The organism is Mesorhizobium sp. M1399 (genome assembly GCF_040317735.1).
GTDB lineage: Bacteria > Pseudomonadota > Alphaproteobacteria > Rhizobiales > Rhizobiaceae > Mesorhizobium.
The window spans coordinates 197,123-211,671 of the sequence record NZ_JAMYKZ010000009.1; the positions used below are offsets into that span (position 1 = coordinate 197,123).

Sequence of the window (14,549 nt, forward strand, 5' to 3'; positions counted from 1 at the left end):
CGCTTTCACTCAGGCGACGCAAGGTCCGCGACCGCGACGCCACCAGACGGGGAAAGCCAGTGACCATGAAACTTATTTCGCCCGGCCAAGCCGCGGCCAATACCAACGATATGTCGAGCGAAGCCGGTGAAGAGCTTGTCCGCATCGGCGAAATGGCCAAGAAATACGGAGTGACGCTGCGCACGCTGCGTTTCTATGAGGACAAGGGTCTACTCAACCCGCAGCGTGACGGCTCAACCCGTCTCTATACACGCCGCGACAGGGCCCGGCTGAAACTGATCTTGCTCGGCCGCAAGGTCGGGTTCTCGCTGCGTGATGTCAAGCAGATGATGGACCTCTACGATCCGAACGGCTCCAACACCAAGCAGTTGCGGTTGGCGCTCGACAAGTCGGAGAAGCAGCTTGCCCGCCTGCAGAAGCAGCGGGCGTTGATCGATGACGCCATCAGCGAACTGAGTGCCTCGATGTCGACCGTCCGGCAAATGCTGAGCGCGCGCGCGGCGCCGCAGGCCAGCGGGGCGAGCTAAACAAACCCTCCCTATTTCTGCCTAAGGACACCCGCGCGGCTTGCGCCGCGCGGTTCTTCGTCGTTACCGTCCTTCGCCGTTTGCCGTCTTGGCGCGCGGGAGAAAATTTGCCCCATCGCAGAATTGACGTTTACGCAAACGTCAATATTTGTTATCTCGACCGCAACGTTGGTCCGTCTGCCATCCTCATATGCTGAGGCTGATTTCGGGGCCAAGACCGCATGGTGGAGGAAACGCATGCCGATCTACAGAGCGCCGATCCGGGACACGCTGTTCGTGCTGAACGAGGTGCTGGGCTATCAGCGCTATTCCAATCTTCCCGGATTTTCCGACGCGACGCCGGATGTGCTCGAGGCCATCCTTGCCGAGGGCGCGAAGCTCGCCGAAAACGTCATGCAGCCGCTCAACCGTGTCGGCGACGTGGAAGGTTGTGTGCGCCATGTCGACGGATCGGTGACGACGCCAAAAGGCTTCAAGGAAGCCTTCGACCAGTATCGCGAAGGTGGCTGGATGGGGCTCGCCGCACCTGTCGAGTTTGGCGGGCAAGGCTTGCCCTATGCAGTGCATACTGCGGTTGCCGAATATATGGTGTCGGCCAATATGTCGCTGATGATGTATGCCGGACTGACGCAAGGTGCGATCGCTGCGATCATCACCCATGGCACCAAAGAGCAGAAGGCGACATGGTTGCCGAAGCTGGTCGAGGGCGCCTGGACCGGCACCATGAACCTGACCGAGCCGCACTGCGGAACCGATCTCGGCTTGCTGCGCACCAAGGCCGTTCCAAATGGCGACGGCACCTACAGGATCTCCGGCCAGAAGATATTCATCTCGGCCGGCGAGCATGACATGTCGGGAAACATCGTCCACCTCGTGCTGGCCCGTATCGAGGGCGCGCCGGATGGCGTGAAGGGCATCTCGCTGTTCATCGTGCCGAAGCTCAAGCTCGATGCATCAGGCAATCCGGGCGAGAAGAACACCGTCTCCTGTGGCTCGATCGAGGAGAAGATGGGTATCCATGGCAATTCGACCTGCGTCATGAATTATGACGACGCTGAAGGCACACTGCTCGGCGAGGCCAATGGCGGGCTGAAAGCCATGTTCACCATGATGAATGAGGCGCGGCTTGGCGTCGGCCTGCAGGGGCTCTCACTGTCGGAGGTTGCCTATCAGAATGCGGTTTCTTACGCCAAGGATCGTCTGCAGGGCCGCTCGCTGTCAGGGCTGAAGGCGCCGGACAGAAAGGCCGATCCGATCATCGTCCATCCGGACATCCGCCGCAGCCTGATGACCATGAAGGCTTTCAACGAGGCCGGCCGCGCGCTGGCGCTGTGGACGGCGATCAAGTCCGACATCGCTCACCGCTCCGGTGACGACAAGGATCGCCAGGCAGCCGATGACTATACCGGCCTGATGACGCCGGTGGTCAAGGGCGTGCTCACCGACAAGGGTTTCGATCACGCGGTAATGGCGCAGCAGGTGTTCGGAGGCCACGGCTATATAGAAGAGCACGGCATGAGCCAGTTCGTCCGCGATGCCCGCATCGCCATGATCTATGAGGGTGCCAACGGCATCCAGGCACTCGACCTCGTCGGCCGCAAGCTGGCCTTGAATGGCGGTCGCGCGGTGCAGGCGTTCTTTAGGGAAGTCGGCGAGTTCTGCGAGGAGAACCGCACCGACGAGAAGATGGCGCCCTTCACCAAGGCGCTGAAGAAGAGCCTCAACGATCTGCAGGCGGCGACGATGTGGCTGATGCAGAACGGCATGGCCAAGCCCGACAATGCCGGTGCCGCCTCGACCGACTACATGCATCTCTTCGGCCTGGTGGCGCTGGGCTATATGTGGGCGCAGATGGCCAGGGTGGCCGCAGCGAAATTGGCGAATGGCGCCGACGGCGCTTCGTCTTTCTACGACAACAAGCTGGTGACGGCGCGCTTCTTCGTGGAGCGGATCATGCCGGAGACGGCGGCGCACCTTGCCCGCATCTCCAGCGGCGCCGACACATTGATGGCGCTGCCGGCCGAAGCGTTCTAGGCTCCCCTCTTCCTCGCGAGGAGGGTGGCCGCGAAGCGGCCGGGAGAGGGCGCCACGGCAGCGCGCCAGCCTCAATTCTGGCGGCGTGCTTGGAAGGAGGATCAGAGAATAAACATGACCAGTCCCGCCGAAATCCTTGGCCTTCCAAAACCCGCCTGGGCGGCGGACGAGGTCGGCATGCTTTATGACATGGCGCACCGCTTCATGTCGGAAGAGATCGCGCCGCGTTACGACGAGTTCGAGAAGAACGAGATGGTCGACCGCGAAAGCTGGCTGAAGGCGGGTGCGGCCGGCCTGCTCTGCGCCTCGATGCCGGAGGAATATGGCGGCTCGGGCGGCAGCTTCGCGCATGAGAGCGCCATCATCGAGGCGATCGCCCATGTCGGCGTCGACGGGTTCGGCATTGGCCTGCACAATTCGATCGTCGCCCCCTACATCCTCCATTACGGCTCGGACGAGCAGAAGAAGAAATGGCTGCCGAGGCTGGCGACCGGCGAACTGATCGGCGCCATCGCCATGACCGAGCCGGGTGCGGGCTCCGACCTGCAGGGCGTCAAGACGCGCGCCGAAAAGGACGGCAACCAGTACAAGCTCAACGGCTCGAAGACCTTTATCACCAACGGCCAGCTCGCTAACTTCATCATCGTCGTCACCAAGACCGATCCGCAGAAAGGTGCCAAGGGCATCTCGCTGATCGTCGTCGAGACCGACGAGGTGGAGGGCTTCGAGCGCGGCCGCAACCTCGACAAGATCGGCCTCAAGGCCAACGACACGTCGGAACTGTTCTTCAACGACGTGCGTGTGCCGACCTCGAACCTGCTTGGCAACGAGGAAGGCCAGGGCTTCGTCCAGCTGATGCAGCAATTGCCGCAGGAGCGGCTGCAGATCGGCACCACTGCTATCGCCATGGTCGAGCGGGCGCTGGCTCTTACCATCGACTACGTCAAGGAGCGCAAGGCCTTCGGCAAGGCCATCATCGAATTCCAGAACACCCAGTTCAAGCTGGCCGAATTGAAGACCGAGGCGACCATTGGGCGCGTCTTCTATAATGACTGCGTTGCCCGCCACATTAACGGCGGCCTCGACCCGGTGACGGCCTCGATGGCCAAATACTGGCTGTCAGACCTGCAGGGAAAAGTCGTCGACGAATGCCTTCAATTGCATGGCGGCTATGGCTACATGAATGAATATCCGATTGCGCGCATGTTCCGCGACGCCCGCGTCCAGCGCATCTACGGTGGAACCAACGAGATCATGAAATTGCTGATCGGGCGCTCTCTCTGAGCGACTTTCAGCAAACCCAAGGAGCAGGAAAATGGCCGAAGCTTACGTCTATGATGCCGTGCGCACGCCGCGCGGCAGGGGCAAGAAGGATGGCTCGCTGCACGAAGTGCCGGCGGTGCGGCTCGGCGCCAAGGTGCTCGAGGCGATCCGCGACCGCAACGGGCTGGACACCGGCACCGTCGACGACATCATCTTCGGCTGTGTCGATCCGGTTGGCGAGGCGGGTGCAGTCATTCCACGTGCCGCTGCTTTCGAGGCCGGCTACGACACCAAGGCGCCTGGCATGCAGATATCGCGCTTCTGCGCCTCGGGCCTCGACGCCATCAATTTCGGCGCCGCCAAGATCGCGCAAGGCGCCGACGAGATCGTGATTGCCGGTGGCGTCGAATCGATGTCGCGGGTCGGCATGGGCGCCTCCGGCGGCGCCTGGTTCATGGATCCTTCGGTCGGCCTGCCCGGCTGGTTCGTGCCGCAAGGCATATCGGCCGACCTGATCGCCACCAAATACGGGTTTTCGCGCGACGACGTCGATGCCTACGCGGTCGAAAGCCAGAAGCGTGCCGCCAAGGCGTGGGGCGAGGGCCGCTTCAAGAATTCGGTGATCTCGGTCAAGGACCAGAACGGCCTGACCATTCTCGATCACGACGAGCACATGCGGCCTTCGACCGACATGCAGTCGCTGGCCGCGCTCAACCCGTCCTTCGTCATGCCCGGCGAAATGGGCGGCTTCGACGCCGTCGCGGTGCAGAAGCATCCCGAGGTGGAAGAGGTCAACCACGTCCACCATGCCGGAAATTCGTCCGGCATCGTCGATGGCGCGGCGGCCGTGCTGCTCGGCTCGAAAAAGGCGGGAAAGACGCTCGACCTCAAGCCGCGCGCGCGTATCCGCGCCTTTGCCAACATCGGCTCCGAACCGGTGCTGATGCTGACCGGTCCGGTCGACGTCACCGAAAAGCTGTTGAGGCGGGCGAAGATGAAGCTGTCGGACATCGACCTGTTCGAGCTTAACGAGGCCTTCGCTTCGGTGGTGCTGCGCTACATGCAGGCTTTCGACATTCCTCATGACCGGATCAACGTCAATGGCGGCGCCATCGCCATGGGCCATCCGCTGGGCGCCACCGGTGCGATGATCTTCGGTACGGTGCTGGACGAATTGGAACGCCGCGACCTGAACACCGCGCTGGTGACGCTTTGCATCGGCGCCGGCATGGGCACCGCAACGATCATCGAACGCGTCTGACGGAGAGAGATGATGAGCTATACCAATTTCACCCTCGACACCGACGCCGACGGCATTGCTTTGGTCACCTGGGACATGCCGGACCGTTCGATGAACGTCTTCACCCAAGAGGTGACGCTCGAGCTGAACGTCATCGTCGACAAGGTGGCGACCGATGCAGCGATCAAGGCGGCGGTCATTACCTCCGGCAAGGATACGTTCTCGGGCGGCGCCGACATCACCATGCTGCAGAAGATGCTGGCGACCTTCGCCGCCGACAAGGCAAAGGACCCAGAGAAGGCGACCAAGGCGCTGTTCGACAATGCGGGCTATATGAACGGCCTGTTCCGTAAGCTGGAAACCTCGGGTAAGCCGTGGGTTTCGGCGATCAACGGCACCTGCATGGGCGGCGCGTTCGAATTGTCGCTCGCCTGCCATGGCCGTGTCGCGGCCGATTCCGACAAAGTGAGGATGGCACTTCCCGAAGTGAAGATCGGCATTTTCCCCGGCGCCGGCGGAACCCAGCGCGTGCCGCGGCTGACCGACCAGCAGCAGGCGCTGCAAATGCTGACCTCCGGCCAGACGCTGTCGCCGCAGAAGGCCAAGTCGATGGGCCTGATCCATGAGATTGCCGAGCCGGACAAGCTGGTCGAAACCGCCAAGGCGATGATCAGGAACGGCTTGAAACCGGTGGCGCCCTGGGACGAAAAAGGCTTCAAGCTGCCCGGCGCTCCGATCTATTCGGTGGCCGGTGCCAATCTGTGGCCGCCGGCCATCGCCATCCTGCGCCGCGAGACCTATGGCAACTATCCCGCCGCTGCCGCCATCCTGAAATGCGTTTACGAGGGCTTGCTGGTGCCGTTCGACACCGCCTTGCGGATCGAGCAGCGCTACTTCACCGAGATCATGCAGACCAGGGAAGCGGCAGCGATGATCCGCTCGTTGTTCGTGTCGCTCCAGGAACTGAACAAGGGCGCGCGCCGCCCGGCCGGTGTGCCGGAAACGAGGTTTAAGAAGATCGGCGTGCTCGGCGCCGGCTTCATGGGCGCCGGCATTGCCTATGTGACGGCCAAGGCGGGCATTCCGGTGGTGCTGCTCGACCGTGACATGGAGTCTGCCGCCAAGGGCAAGGCGCATTCCGACAACCTTATCTCGGATCAGGTGAAGAAGGGCCGTGCCAAGCCACAGGACAAGGACCAGTTGCTGACGCTGATCACGCCGACGGCCGATTACGCCGATCTCGCCGGCTGCGATCTTGTCGTCGAGGCGGTATTCGAGGATTCGGCCGTAAAGAAGGGCGCCACCGAACAGGCCGAGGCTGTGCTCAAGCCTTCGGCGACCTTCGCCTCGAATACGTCCACCATACCGATTACATCGCTGGCCAGGAATTCGGCGCGGCCAAAGAATTTCATCGGCATCCACTTCTTCTCGCCGGTCGACAAGATGATGCTGGTCGAGATCATCCTCGGCAAGAAGACCGGCGACAAAGCGCTGGCCACCGCGATCGACTTTGTCCGCGCCATCAAGAAAACCCCGATTGTCGTCAACGATACGCGCGGTTTCTATGTCAATCGCTGCGTACTGCGCTACATGTCGGAAGCCTACAAGATGCTGATCGAAGGTGTTCCGGCGCCGATGATCGAGAATGCGGCGAAAGCCGCCGGCATGCCGGTCGGTCCTCTGGCGTTGACCGACGAGACCGCGATCGACCTTGCCCAGAAGATCATGAAGCAGACGATGCGCGATCTCGGCGACAAGGCGGTCGACCCGAAGCAGATGGCGCTGATCAGCACGATGGTCGACACACACGGTCGCTTGGGTCGCAAGAACAGCAAGGGCTTCTACGACTATCCGGCAAAACCTGCCAAGAAGAAGCTGTGGCCAGGCCTCAGGGACCTCTACCCGCAACTGGCGCCGGAGAGGGTCGATTATGAGGAGCTGAAGCAGCGGCTGCTGGTCACCATCGCGCTTGAGGCGGCACGGGTGATGGAGGAGGGCATCGTTACCGATCCACGCGAGGCCGATGTCGGCTCGATCCTGGCCTTCGGCTTCGCGCCCTACACAGGCGGTGCACTGTCCTACATCGACGGCATCGGCGCGAAGAAATTCGTCAAGATCGCCAAGCGCCTGCAGAAGAAATACGGCGCCGAGTTCAGGGCGCCGAAGCTGCTGCTCGACATGGCCGAGAAGGGCGAGACCTTCTATGAGCGTTTCGATCCCTATGACAGGAACGAGGCCAAGGAGGCAGCGTGACGCCGTCTTCGGCGGTGGACAAGATGGCGGCCAAGAGGTAGAACAGGGAAGGTATTTTTTCCTGTTTCGAAGGAGAGCAAGGTGCTCTCGCATGACCGCGTTTGGGCCGCCATCGACGCTCTCGCCGAGCGTTATTCGCTTTCGGCCTCCGGGCTGGCCAGGCGCGCTGGCCTCGACTCGACGGCCTTCAACAAATCGAAGCGGCTGTCCTCGGATGGGCGGCCGCGCTGGCCGTCGACCGAATCGCTCGCCAAGATCATCGAGGCGACCGGCGCCTCGCTGGATGAATTTGCGGGGCTGGTCGAAGGCCGGGGTAATTCCGGCGCACTGCCCGTGCAGAAATCGTCGGTGCCGCTGCTCGGCTTCGCCCAGGCGGGCGCCGGTGGCTTCTTCGACGACGCCGGGTTTCCGGCGGGGCAGGGATGGGACCTGATCGAGCTGCCGGCACGGGCAACCGAAACCTCCTATGCGTTGAAGGTCCAGGGCGATTCCATGCTGCCGCTTTACCGCAATGGCGATGTCCTGATCGTCGAGCCGGGGGCTATCATACGAAAGGGCGATCGCGTCGTCGTCAAGACCAATGCCGGCGAGGTGATGGCCAAGGTGCTCGACCGCCAGACACCGAAGTCGATCGCGCTGGTCTCCCTCAATCCCGATCATCCGGACCGCGACATCCCCATGCGTGATGTCGAATGGGTGGCGCGGATTGTCTGGGCAAGCCAGTAGGCGCGGGGCCGGTGCGTCTGCCTCACCTTGCCTTGGCCGTTCTGGCGATTCCGGCGATGGCCACGGCAATTGTCGCTGGCGGCCGCGCCGTCCAGAACCAAAGCGGCGGCCCTGGCGAGCAAATTCAGGTCAGCGCTGAACCCCAGCCCGCCGCGCCGGCTACGTCGGCCATCTCGAAACCAGAGGCGGCCAAGCAGGCTACGCATTCAAGGGCAATCGATCCGGAAATCGTGGTGCCGCCGCAGCTCGGTTCCGACGAGCTTGAACGGATTGAGCCGCGCGCACCGTTGAGCGATCTGGCATTGGCCGGACTGCCCAGGCCGCCAAAAACGAAAATGCCTGACGACTGGAAAGGCACGAAACTGTTCCAGTCGGTCGCGCCGGCCGCCGGGGTCATCGAGGCAAAGGGCTATTCGATTGCGGTTTCCGGCATCGACATCGTCAAGCAGGACGAGACTTGCACCGACGGCGGCAAGTCTTGGAGTTGCGGCATCCGGGCGCGAACTGCCTTCCGCGCTTTTCTGCGCGGTCGTGCGGTGGTCTGTGCCGTGCCGCCCGAAGGCGGCCGTGACCTGATCGCCGCCGAGTGCCGGATCGGCAATCAGGATATCGGCCAATGGTTGGTCGAAAACGGCTGGGCGCGCGCCGCCAAGGGCGGCGCTTACATAGAAGCCGGCGAGAAGGCGCGTGCAGCGAAAAAGGGCGTCTTCGGGCCGGCGCCGAGCGTCTCAGGCCTGCCGCCGCTCCCGGCTGCGTCGCGATCCGCGCCTGTGGCGCCGGGCTCGATCCTGGAGGAGCAGGACGGCGTCCTCAAGCCGCCAGCTGACCAGCAAGCGCCCGTCGAATGAGCTCACGCGTTTCGGCAATGCCGTAGAGTGCGGCGAAGGAACCGAAGCGCGGCCCGCGTTCCTGACCTATCAGCACCTGATAAATCATCTGGAAGAAGGCGACGGAGACGCCGGGTCCACCCTCAGGGCTCTGCTTGGAACGATCCTGGTAGCGCTCGATCTTGCGCGCGACATTGAGGGCGGCGTTCTGGATCGCCTCGCCGGCGGCGTCAGCGGGCAGCGCGGCGAGCGCTTCCGAAAGTTTGGTCAGCGCCTCGCGCTCGACCGCGTCGGCGGCACGGTACACCTTAGCCGGCTTCACGAAATCGTCGAAATAGCGGATCGCATATTCGGTCAGCCGGTCGAGTTCGGGGTGAGTTGCCGGCGTCACACCCGGTGCGTGGCGCGAAATGAAGCCCCACAGCACGTCCCTGTTCTGCGCATTCGAGGCGCTGACCAGGTTGAGCAGCAGCGCGAACGACACCGGCAGGTCGATGATAGGCGGATTGCCGTCATGCATGTGCCAGACCGGATTGCCCAGCCGTTCTTTCCAATCCTGCTTCTGATAAGCAGAGAGGAACGTGTAATATTCGTCTACCGCCTTCGGGATGACGTCGAAATAAAGCTTCTTCGCGGTTCGCGGGCGCTGGAACATATAAAGGCTAAGGCTCTCGGTCGGCGCATAAGTCAGCCACTCGTCGATGGTTAGCCCATTGCCCTTCGACTTCGAGATCTTCTGGCCGTGCTCGTCGAGGAACAGCTCATAATTGAAGCCCTCCGGCGCTGGAGCATCGAGCGCACGGCAAATCTGCCCGGCGAGCTTGACGGAATCGATCAGATCCTTGCCGGACATCTCGTAATCGACACCGAGTGCTGCCCAGCGCATCGCCCAGTCTGGCTTCCATTGCAGCTTGGCATGACCGCCGGTCACCGGCGTCTCGAAGCGCTCGCCGGTGTCCGGGTCGCGCCACACGATGGTGCCGGCGTCGAGCTTGCGCTCATCGATCGCGACTTGCATGACGATGCCGGTCTTGGGATGGATCGGCAGGAAGGGCGAATAGCTCTGCGCCCGCTCTTCACGCAGCGACGGCAGCATAATTGCCATCACCTTATCGAAGCGCTCGAGCATCTTGAGCAGCGTCGCGTCGAAGCGGCCGGAAGTATAATAGTCGGTCGAGGAAGCGAATTCGTAATCGAAGCCGAAACGGTCGAGGAAGGCGCGCAACCGTGCGTTATTGGCGGCGCCGAAGGACGGATACTCATTGGAGAAAGGGTCCGGTATCCTGGTCAGCGGCTTGCCGAGATACGCGCGCAGCATGTCCTTGTTAGGCACATTGTCCGGCACCTTGCGCAATCCGTCCATGTCATCGGAGAAGCACAGCAGCCGCGTCTTGACCTTGTCTTCGGTCAGCACGCGGAAGGCGTGGCGCACCATAGATGTGCGCGCCACCTCGCCGAAAGTGCCGATATGCGGCAGCCCCGACGGGCCGTAGCCGGTCTCGAACAGCACCGTTTCCGGGTAGCCGCTGCTCGCGTAGCGGGCGACGATCTTTTTCGCTTCCTCGAACGGCCACGCCTTGCTTTCGGCGGCGGCGGTGAGGACTTCCGGGCTGAGATCGATCGGCTGTTGTCCGGCCATGATGCTATTTCCTGCAGCTTTGCCGGCATCCGTGCCGGCAGCCGCATGCTCTAGACTATGATCCCGAAAAGTGGAACCCGGTTTCCGGGCAGGACCGTGATCAGGCAAGAAGATATGAGCCCCGTCCCATTTAATCGGTATGGATCAGGCTTCAGGGCCTGACCGGAGCGTCAACGATCGCGGCTCTTTTTCCTTGCGGCGCCGGTCCCTCGTTCCTAACTTCGGGACCCGTCTCAAGGAGTTGTAAATGCCATTGTCGCCACACGAAGCCATGATCTACCTGATGGTCATCACCTCGGCGTCAGACCGCGACATGACCGATGTCGAACTGGCGCGGATCGGCGACGTCGTTCGATCCTGGCCGGTGTTTGAGGATTTCAATCAGGAGCGGCTGGTCGAGGTCGCCCAGGCCTGCCAGAAAATGCTGCAAGAAAAGGACGGGCTGGAGGGCGTCCTGGCGCGCGTCGCCGAGGCGCTGCCCGACCGCCTGCGTGACACCGCCTATGCCGCTGCCTTCGAGGTCGCGGCCGTCGATCTCGAAATGCGACTGGAGGAGGTGCGCGTGCTGCAGCTCGTCCGCCGGGAACTCGACCTCGATGCGCTGACGGTCGCCGCCATCGCGCGAGCCGCCAAGGCCCGCCTTCGCACGCTGACCTGAGCCAGCAGCCAAGCTCAGAAAAAGCTGACCGGAAAATAGCGCAGATAGAACTCGGCGAACGTGCCTTTCACCGAAATTTCCTGCAGCGCATAGTCGAAAGCGGCGGCCAGGGCCGGATCGTCGGCCCTGGTGGCGATCGCCATGCCCGAGCCGAGATATTCGGGCGCCAGATAGGGGCCGCCGGCAAAGCGGCAGCAGCCCGCCGCATCCGAACCGCCGAGCCAGAACGCAAAACGCATGCCATCGCCGAAGGCGACGTCGATCTTGCCGGCTTTCAGCTCGCCATAAAGCTCCTCCGGCTTTGCGAAGGGGACGATTTGGACGTCGCCGAAATAATCGCGCAGCATCCGCTCATGCCCGGAGCCGGCGATCACGCCGACACGCTTGCTGCGCAGCTTGTCGAACATTGGTTCCGTCAGCGCCTGTGTCTTCGGCACGACGAAGCGTGCCGGAAATTGCAGGTAGGAGCGTGAAAACGCGTATTTCGACCGCGATTCCGGCGTGGCGGCGATTCCGGCAATGATCGCTTCGCCTTCGCCTTTCCGCAGCGCGCCTTCGAGCTCGGCCCAGGGCAGCGCCTGGATCTGGCATTTTTCGGCAATGCCGAGCTCGGCGCAGATGGCGCGCGCCAGGTCCACATGGAAGCCGGACAGTCGGCCTGCCCCGTCGAGAAAGTTGAAGGGCGGGAAATCGGTGGTGGTCAGGAATCGCAGCCGCGGCAGCATCGAAAGGTCCGGCTTTGGCAGCCGCACCTTGGCGTCCCAAAACACCGGCACCTGCGGCTCCGCAGCGCGCGCAGCACCCGCAAGCGATTGCACTCCGATCAGCATCGAGATCAATGAAATGGATATGCACCGAAACGCCACGCGACGACTCCGTCCAGTCTTGCCCCGGCTTTCGTACGAAATAACACAGGTTCTTGTACGAAAATAACTCAGGCACAACGGTTTTTGGTTTCATCATGGCAATTTAGGGATATTGTTTAGTGAGTTTGCAAGTGACTGTATGATGCCGGCTCAAGAGGAGCGGTGGGGCGTACAGAGGGAGCAGCTTTGCAGTCCGGGGTTGATGGCGTAGTGCGGGTTGATCACTGCCATTGGTCTCAAGTGCGGAAGGCAACATGGGGTAGATGTTGCGATGGGTCATTTCGATCGTACCCTGGAGTTGATAGATCAGTTGCAGCACGCCGGCACAGCGGCCGCCGTCTGCGAAAAGCTGCTGGGGGTAACAAGCGGGTTCGGGCTGACGGCGCTGATGGCCGGGACGGTTCCGCAACCTGGAACGCCGAAAAATCAGCAAAAGAACCATGTGCTGCTTTGCGACTGGCCGGCTGAATGGCTTGAGCGCTACGTCGCACGCAACTACGTCGATCACGATCCCGTCGTCAGCCACATGAAGCAGCTTCAGGCGCCGTTCCAGTGGCGGGAAGCGTCTCAGGGCATCCGCATCGGCAAGAGCGGCGGCGAGGTGATGGGCGACGCCGGTGAATTCAAGCTGCGCGACGGGTTGGCCTTCCCGCTGATCACGCTCGATGGCCAGATCGTCATGGTGTCGCTGGGCGGCGAGGCTGTCGAATTGTCGGGCGCCGAGTTCGGGTTGGTCTCGTTGGTCTCGACTTATGCGATTGGCCGCGCCATGCAGCTCCACACCATGGCGGGCAAAACCATCGACCATGTCGAATTGACGCCGCGTGAGCGCGAATGCCTGCAATGGGCCGCCGTTGGCAAGTCCGAATGGGAGATTTCCCAAATTCTCGGCATTTCGGAACACACGTCAGAGAAACACCTTCTTAACGCCAAAAGCAAACTCGGTGCCGTCAACCGGGTCCAAGCCGTCGCGGAAGCGATAAGGCGCGGCTATATTAACTAGGTCGGCCGCGCCGGCCTAGAAATTCTTGCCTACGTGATCGCGTAATTTTCTCGGGGGAGCACGGCCGTATTTTCCTATTGAACCTAGGAGACGGCAAATGCTTTTTTCCCTCACCACCCAGGAATTGATGGAACGCCCAGGCCTTTGGGAGGCAGTTCATCGGTTGCGTTACAAGATTTTCGTCGAGGAGATGGGATGGACCGATCTGCAGCGCCCCGATGGCCTCGAGATCGATCAATTCGACCACGACGAGGCAGTGCACCAGATCGTCATCCGCAATGGCGAGCTCGCCGGTTACCAGCGTATGTTGCCGACGACCCGGGCACATCTTCTAACCGATGTGCTGGCGGACCTTTATGAGGGAACCCCACCGTCGGGGCCGAATGTCTATGAACTGACCCGCTATGCGGTTGCGCCGGGATTCCGCGACGGCCGGCGCGGCGTGTCGACGGTGGGCACCGAACTGATCGCCGGCTTCGTCGAGTGGGGTCTGAAGCGCAACGTCAACCAGGTGATCATCGAATTCGAGCCGATGTGGGTGCTTCGCGCGCTGCAACTGCATTTCCTGGCAACGCCGCTCGGCTATCAGCGGACCTATGGCAACCAGCAGGTCGTTGCCACACTGCTCACCTTCAACGAGCACACGCTCGACGTGGTGCGATCGCGCCGCAATCACTTTGCGCCGGTGCTGGCCAGAGGGTACCCGGACATGCTCGGACAGAGACGCGCCTCGTAAGATTGGAGAGGGCCATGAACGTTCACTCAAAAACAGAATTCCGCAATCACACGCTGATCGTCACCGTATCGTCGGGTGACGGCCGCCCGGTGCTGGACAGGCGGGCCTACGAAAGCCTGGCCAGGACATTCCATGAAGCCGCTGTCGATGACGACGTCCGCGTCGTGGTCCTGCGCGGCCTGGCCGGGTGCTTTTGCCTCGGTGCTGATTTCTCCGAATTTCTCGATGCCACCAAACATCGGCGATTGATCGCCGCCGTCACCGATATGTTCCGCACGCTGGCGACGTTCCCGAAACCGGTGCTTGCCTGTGTCGACGGCGACGCCGTCGGCGTCGGCTGCACCATCCTGTTCCACTGCGACATGGTGATCGCCTCGAGCAAGAGCACGTTCCGGGTGCCGTTCGTCGATTTCGGCCTGGTGCCGGACGCGGCGACCAGCATCCTGGCGCCGCAGAAGCTCGGCTATGCCGGTGCGTTCCGCTTCTTCTGCCTCGGCGACACGCTCGCCGCCGAAGATGCCAGGCAGCTCGGCCTTGTCGGCGAGATCGTGACGGACGTCAGTGTCGAGGAAGCCACGTTGGCCAGAGCCAGGCAGCTCGCCAAGAAGCCAGTCGCGGCACTGCTGCAGACGCGCGACCTGCTTAGGGGGGACACCGGCGCGCTCTGCGACCGCATCGATCAGGAGATCTCGCTTTTCCAGCAGGCGCTGCAGGACGACACCACGCTGAAGCGGCTGCAGCGGATTGCCCGGATGGCGGCATGAGAGCCGTGAATCG

At 62.2% G+C, this 14,549-nt stretch carries 13 protein-coding genes; 11 read left to right on the plus strand and 2 right to left on the minus strand.

The features are described 5' to 3' along the window. The first annotated feature begins 65 nt into the window (after window positions 1-65). From NKH05_RS17710 to NKH05_RS17740, 7 genes are all read left to right on the plus strand, one after another. Complete coding sequence (locus tag NKH05_RS17710; protein ID WP_353025839.1) at window positions 66-527, plus strand: MerR family transcriptional regulator; 462 nt, start codon at window positions 66-68, stop codon at window positions 525-527. Window positions 528-764: 237 nt separating this feature from the next. Then, window positions 765-2,561, plus strand: coding sequence for an acyl-CoA dehydrogenase (locus NKH05_RS17715; RefSeq protein WP_023719512.1), 1,797 nt, complete (start codon window positions 765-767; stop codon window positions 2,559-2,561). A 114-nt stretch (window positions 2,562-2,675) separates the two neighbouring features. After that, window positions 2,676-3,845 (plus strand): acyl-CoA dehydrogenase family protein, encoded by a 1,170-nt coding sequence (locus NKH05_RS17720; RefSeq protein WP_023719511.1) that lies wholly within the window; start codon window positions 2,676-2,678, stop codon window positions 3,843-3,845. A 31-nt stretch (window positions 3,846-3,876) separates the two neighbouring features. Beyond that, window positions 3,877-5,085 (plus strand): acetyl-CoA C-acetyltransferase, encoded by a 1,209-nt coding sequence (locus tag NKH05_RS17725; protein WP_352547915.1) that lies wholly within the window; start codon window positions 3,877-3,879, stop codon window positions 5,083-5,085. 12 nt (window positions 5,086-5,097) lie between these two features. Further along, the gene (locus tag NKH05_RS17730; RefSeq protein ID WP_352716972.1) at window positions 5,098-7,317 is read left to right on the plus strand and encodes a 3-hydroxyacyl-CoA dehydrogenase NAD-binding domain-containing protein; all 2,220 of its coding nucleotides are present in this window, start codon (window positions 5,098-5,100) and stop codon (window positions 7,315-7,317) included. A gap of 81 nt (window positions 7,318-7,398) precedes the next feature. Then, window positions 7,399-8,043: a S24 family peptidase gene (locus NKH05_RS17735; protein ID WP_023719508.1), complete on the plus strand. Its 645-nt coding sequence runs from the start codon at window positions 7,399-7,401 to the stop codon at window positions 8,041-8,043. Window positions 8,044-8,054: 11 nt separating this feature from the next. Next, window positions 8,055-8,891, plus strand: a complete 837-nt coding sequence (locus NKH05_RS17740) for a thermonuclease family protein (protein ID WP_353025809.1) — start codon at window positions 8,055-8,057, stop codon at window positions 8,889-8,891. Here NKH05_RS17740 and NKH05_RS17745 read toward each other — a convergent pair. After that, entirely contained in the window at window positions 8,854-10,509 is a 1,656-nt protein-coding gene (locus tag NKH05_RS17745; protein WP_352716970.1) for a lysine--tRNA ligase, read from the minus strand. The genes NKH05_RS17740 and NKH05_RS17745 overlap by 38 nt on opposite strands. Window positions 10,510-10,756: 247 nt before the next feature. Between NKH05_RS17745 and NKH05_RS17750 the strand changes: the two genes are divergently transcribed. Beyond that, window positions 10,757-11,167, plus strand: coding sequence for a tellurite resistance TerB family protein (locus NKH05_RS17750; protein ID WP_023719505.1), 411 nt, complete (start codon window positions 10,757-10,759; stop codon window positions 11,165-11,167). A 14-nt stretch (window positions 11,168-11,181) separates the two neighbouring features. On the opposite strand, the gene NKH05_RS17755 is transcribed toward NKH05_RS17750, so the two are convergent. Further along, entirely contained in the window at window positions 11,182-12,033 is an 852-nt protein-coding gene (locus tag NKH05_RS17755) for an ABC transporter substrate-binding protein (RefSeq protein WP_353025810.1), read from the minus strand. A 271-nt stretch (window positions 12,034-12,304) separates the two neighbouring features. Here NKH05_RS17755 and NKH05_RS17760 point away from each other — a divergent pair, with 271 nt between their 5' ends. The 3 genes from NKH05_RS17760 to NKH05_RS17770 all read left to right on the plus strand — a co-directional run bounded on the left by NKH05_RS17760 (window position 12,305) and on the right by NKH05_RS17770 (window position 14,536). Beyond that, complete coding sequence (locus tag NKH05_RS17760; protein ID WP_352482485.1) at window positions 12,305-13,036, plus strand: helix-turn-helix transcriptional regulator; 732 nt, start codon at window positions 12,305-12,307, stop codon at window positions 13,034-13,036. Between the two features lie 97 nt (window positions 13,037-13,133). Beyond that, window positions 13,134-13,772, plus strand: coding sequence for an acyl-homoserine-lactone synthase (locus NKH05_RS17765; protein ID WP_023719502.1), 639 nt, complete (start codon window positions 13,134-13,136; stop codon window positions 13,770-13,772). Between the two features lie 14 nt (window positions 13,773-13,786). Next, window positions 13,787-14,536 carry an enoyl-CoA hydratase-related protein gene (locus NKH05_RS17770; protein ID WP_023719501.1) on the plus strand — a complete coding sequence of 250 codons (750 nt, stop codon included), beginning with the start codon at window positions 13,787-13,789 and terminating at the stop codon, window positions 14,534-14,536. Window positions 14,537-14,549 lie beyond the last annotated feature (13 nt).

Coding starts and splice junctions, on each gene's coding strand:
- NKH05_RS17730 (WP_352716972.1), top strand. CDS start 5,098: ATGAGCTATACCAATTTCACCCTCGACACCGACGCCGACGGCATTGCT.
- NKH05_RS17770 (WP_023719501.1), top strand. CDS start 13,787: ATGAACGTTCACTCAAAAACAGAATTCCGCAATCACACGCTGATCGTC.
- NKH05_RS17750 (WP_023719505.1), top strand. CDS start 10,757: ATGCCATTGTCGCCACACGAAGCCATGATCTACCTGATGGTCATCACC.
- NKH05_RS17710 (WP_353025839.1), top strand. CDS start 66: ATGAAACTTATTTCGCCCGGCCAAGCCGCGGCCAATACCAACGATATG.
- NKH05_RS17745 (WP_352716970.1), bottom strand. CDS start 10,509: ATGGCCGGACAACAGCCGATCGATCTCAGCCCGGAAGTCCTCACCGCC.
- NKH05_RS17720 (WP_023719511.1), top strand. CDS start 2,676: ATGACCAGTCCCGCCGAAATCCTTGGCCTTCCAAAACCCGCCTGGGCG.
- NKH05_RS17715 (WP_023719512.1), top strand. CDS start 765: ATGCCGATCTACAGAGCGCCGATCCGGGACACGCTGTTCGTGCTGAAC.
- NKH05_RS17765 (WP_023719502.1), top strand. CDS start 13,134: ATGCTTTTTTCCCTCACCACCCAGGAATTGATGGAACGCCCAGGCCTT.
- NKH05_RS17760 (WP_352482485.1), top strand. CDS start 12,305: ATGGGTCATTTCGATCGTACCCTGGAGTTGATAGATCAGTTGCAGCAC.
- NKH05_RS17725 (WP_352547915.1), top strand. CDS start 3,877: ATGGCCGAAGCTTACGTCTATGATGCCGTGCGCACGCCGCGCGGCAGG.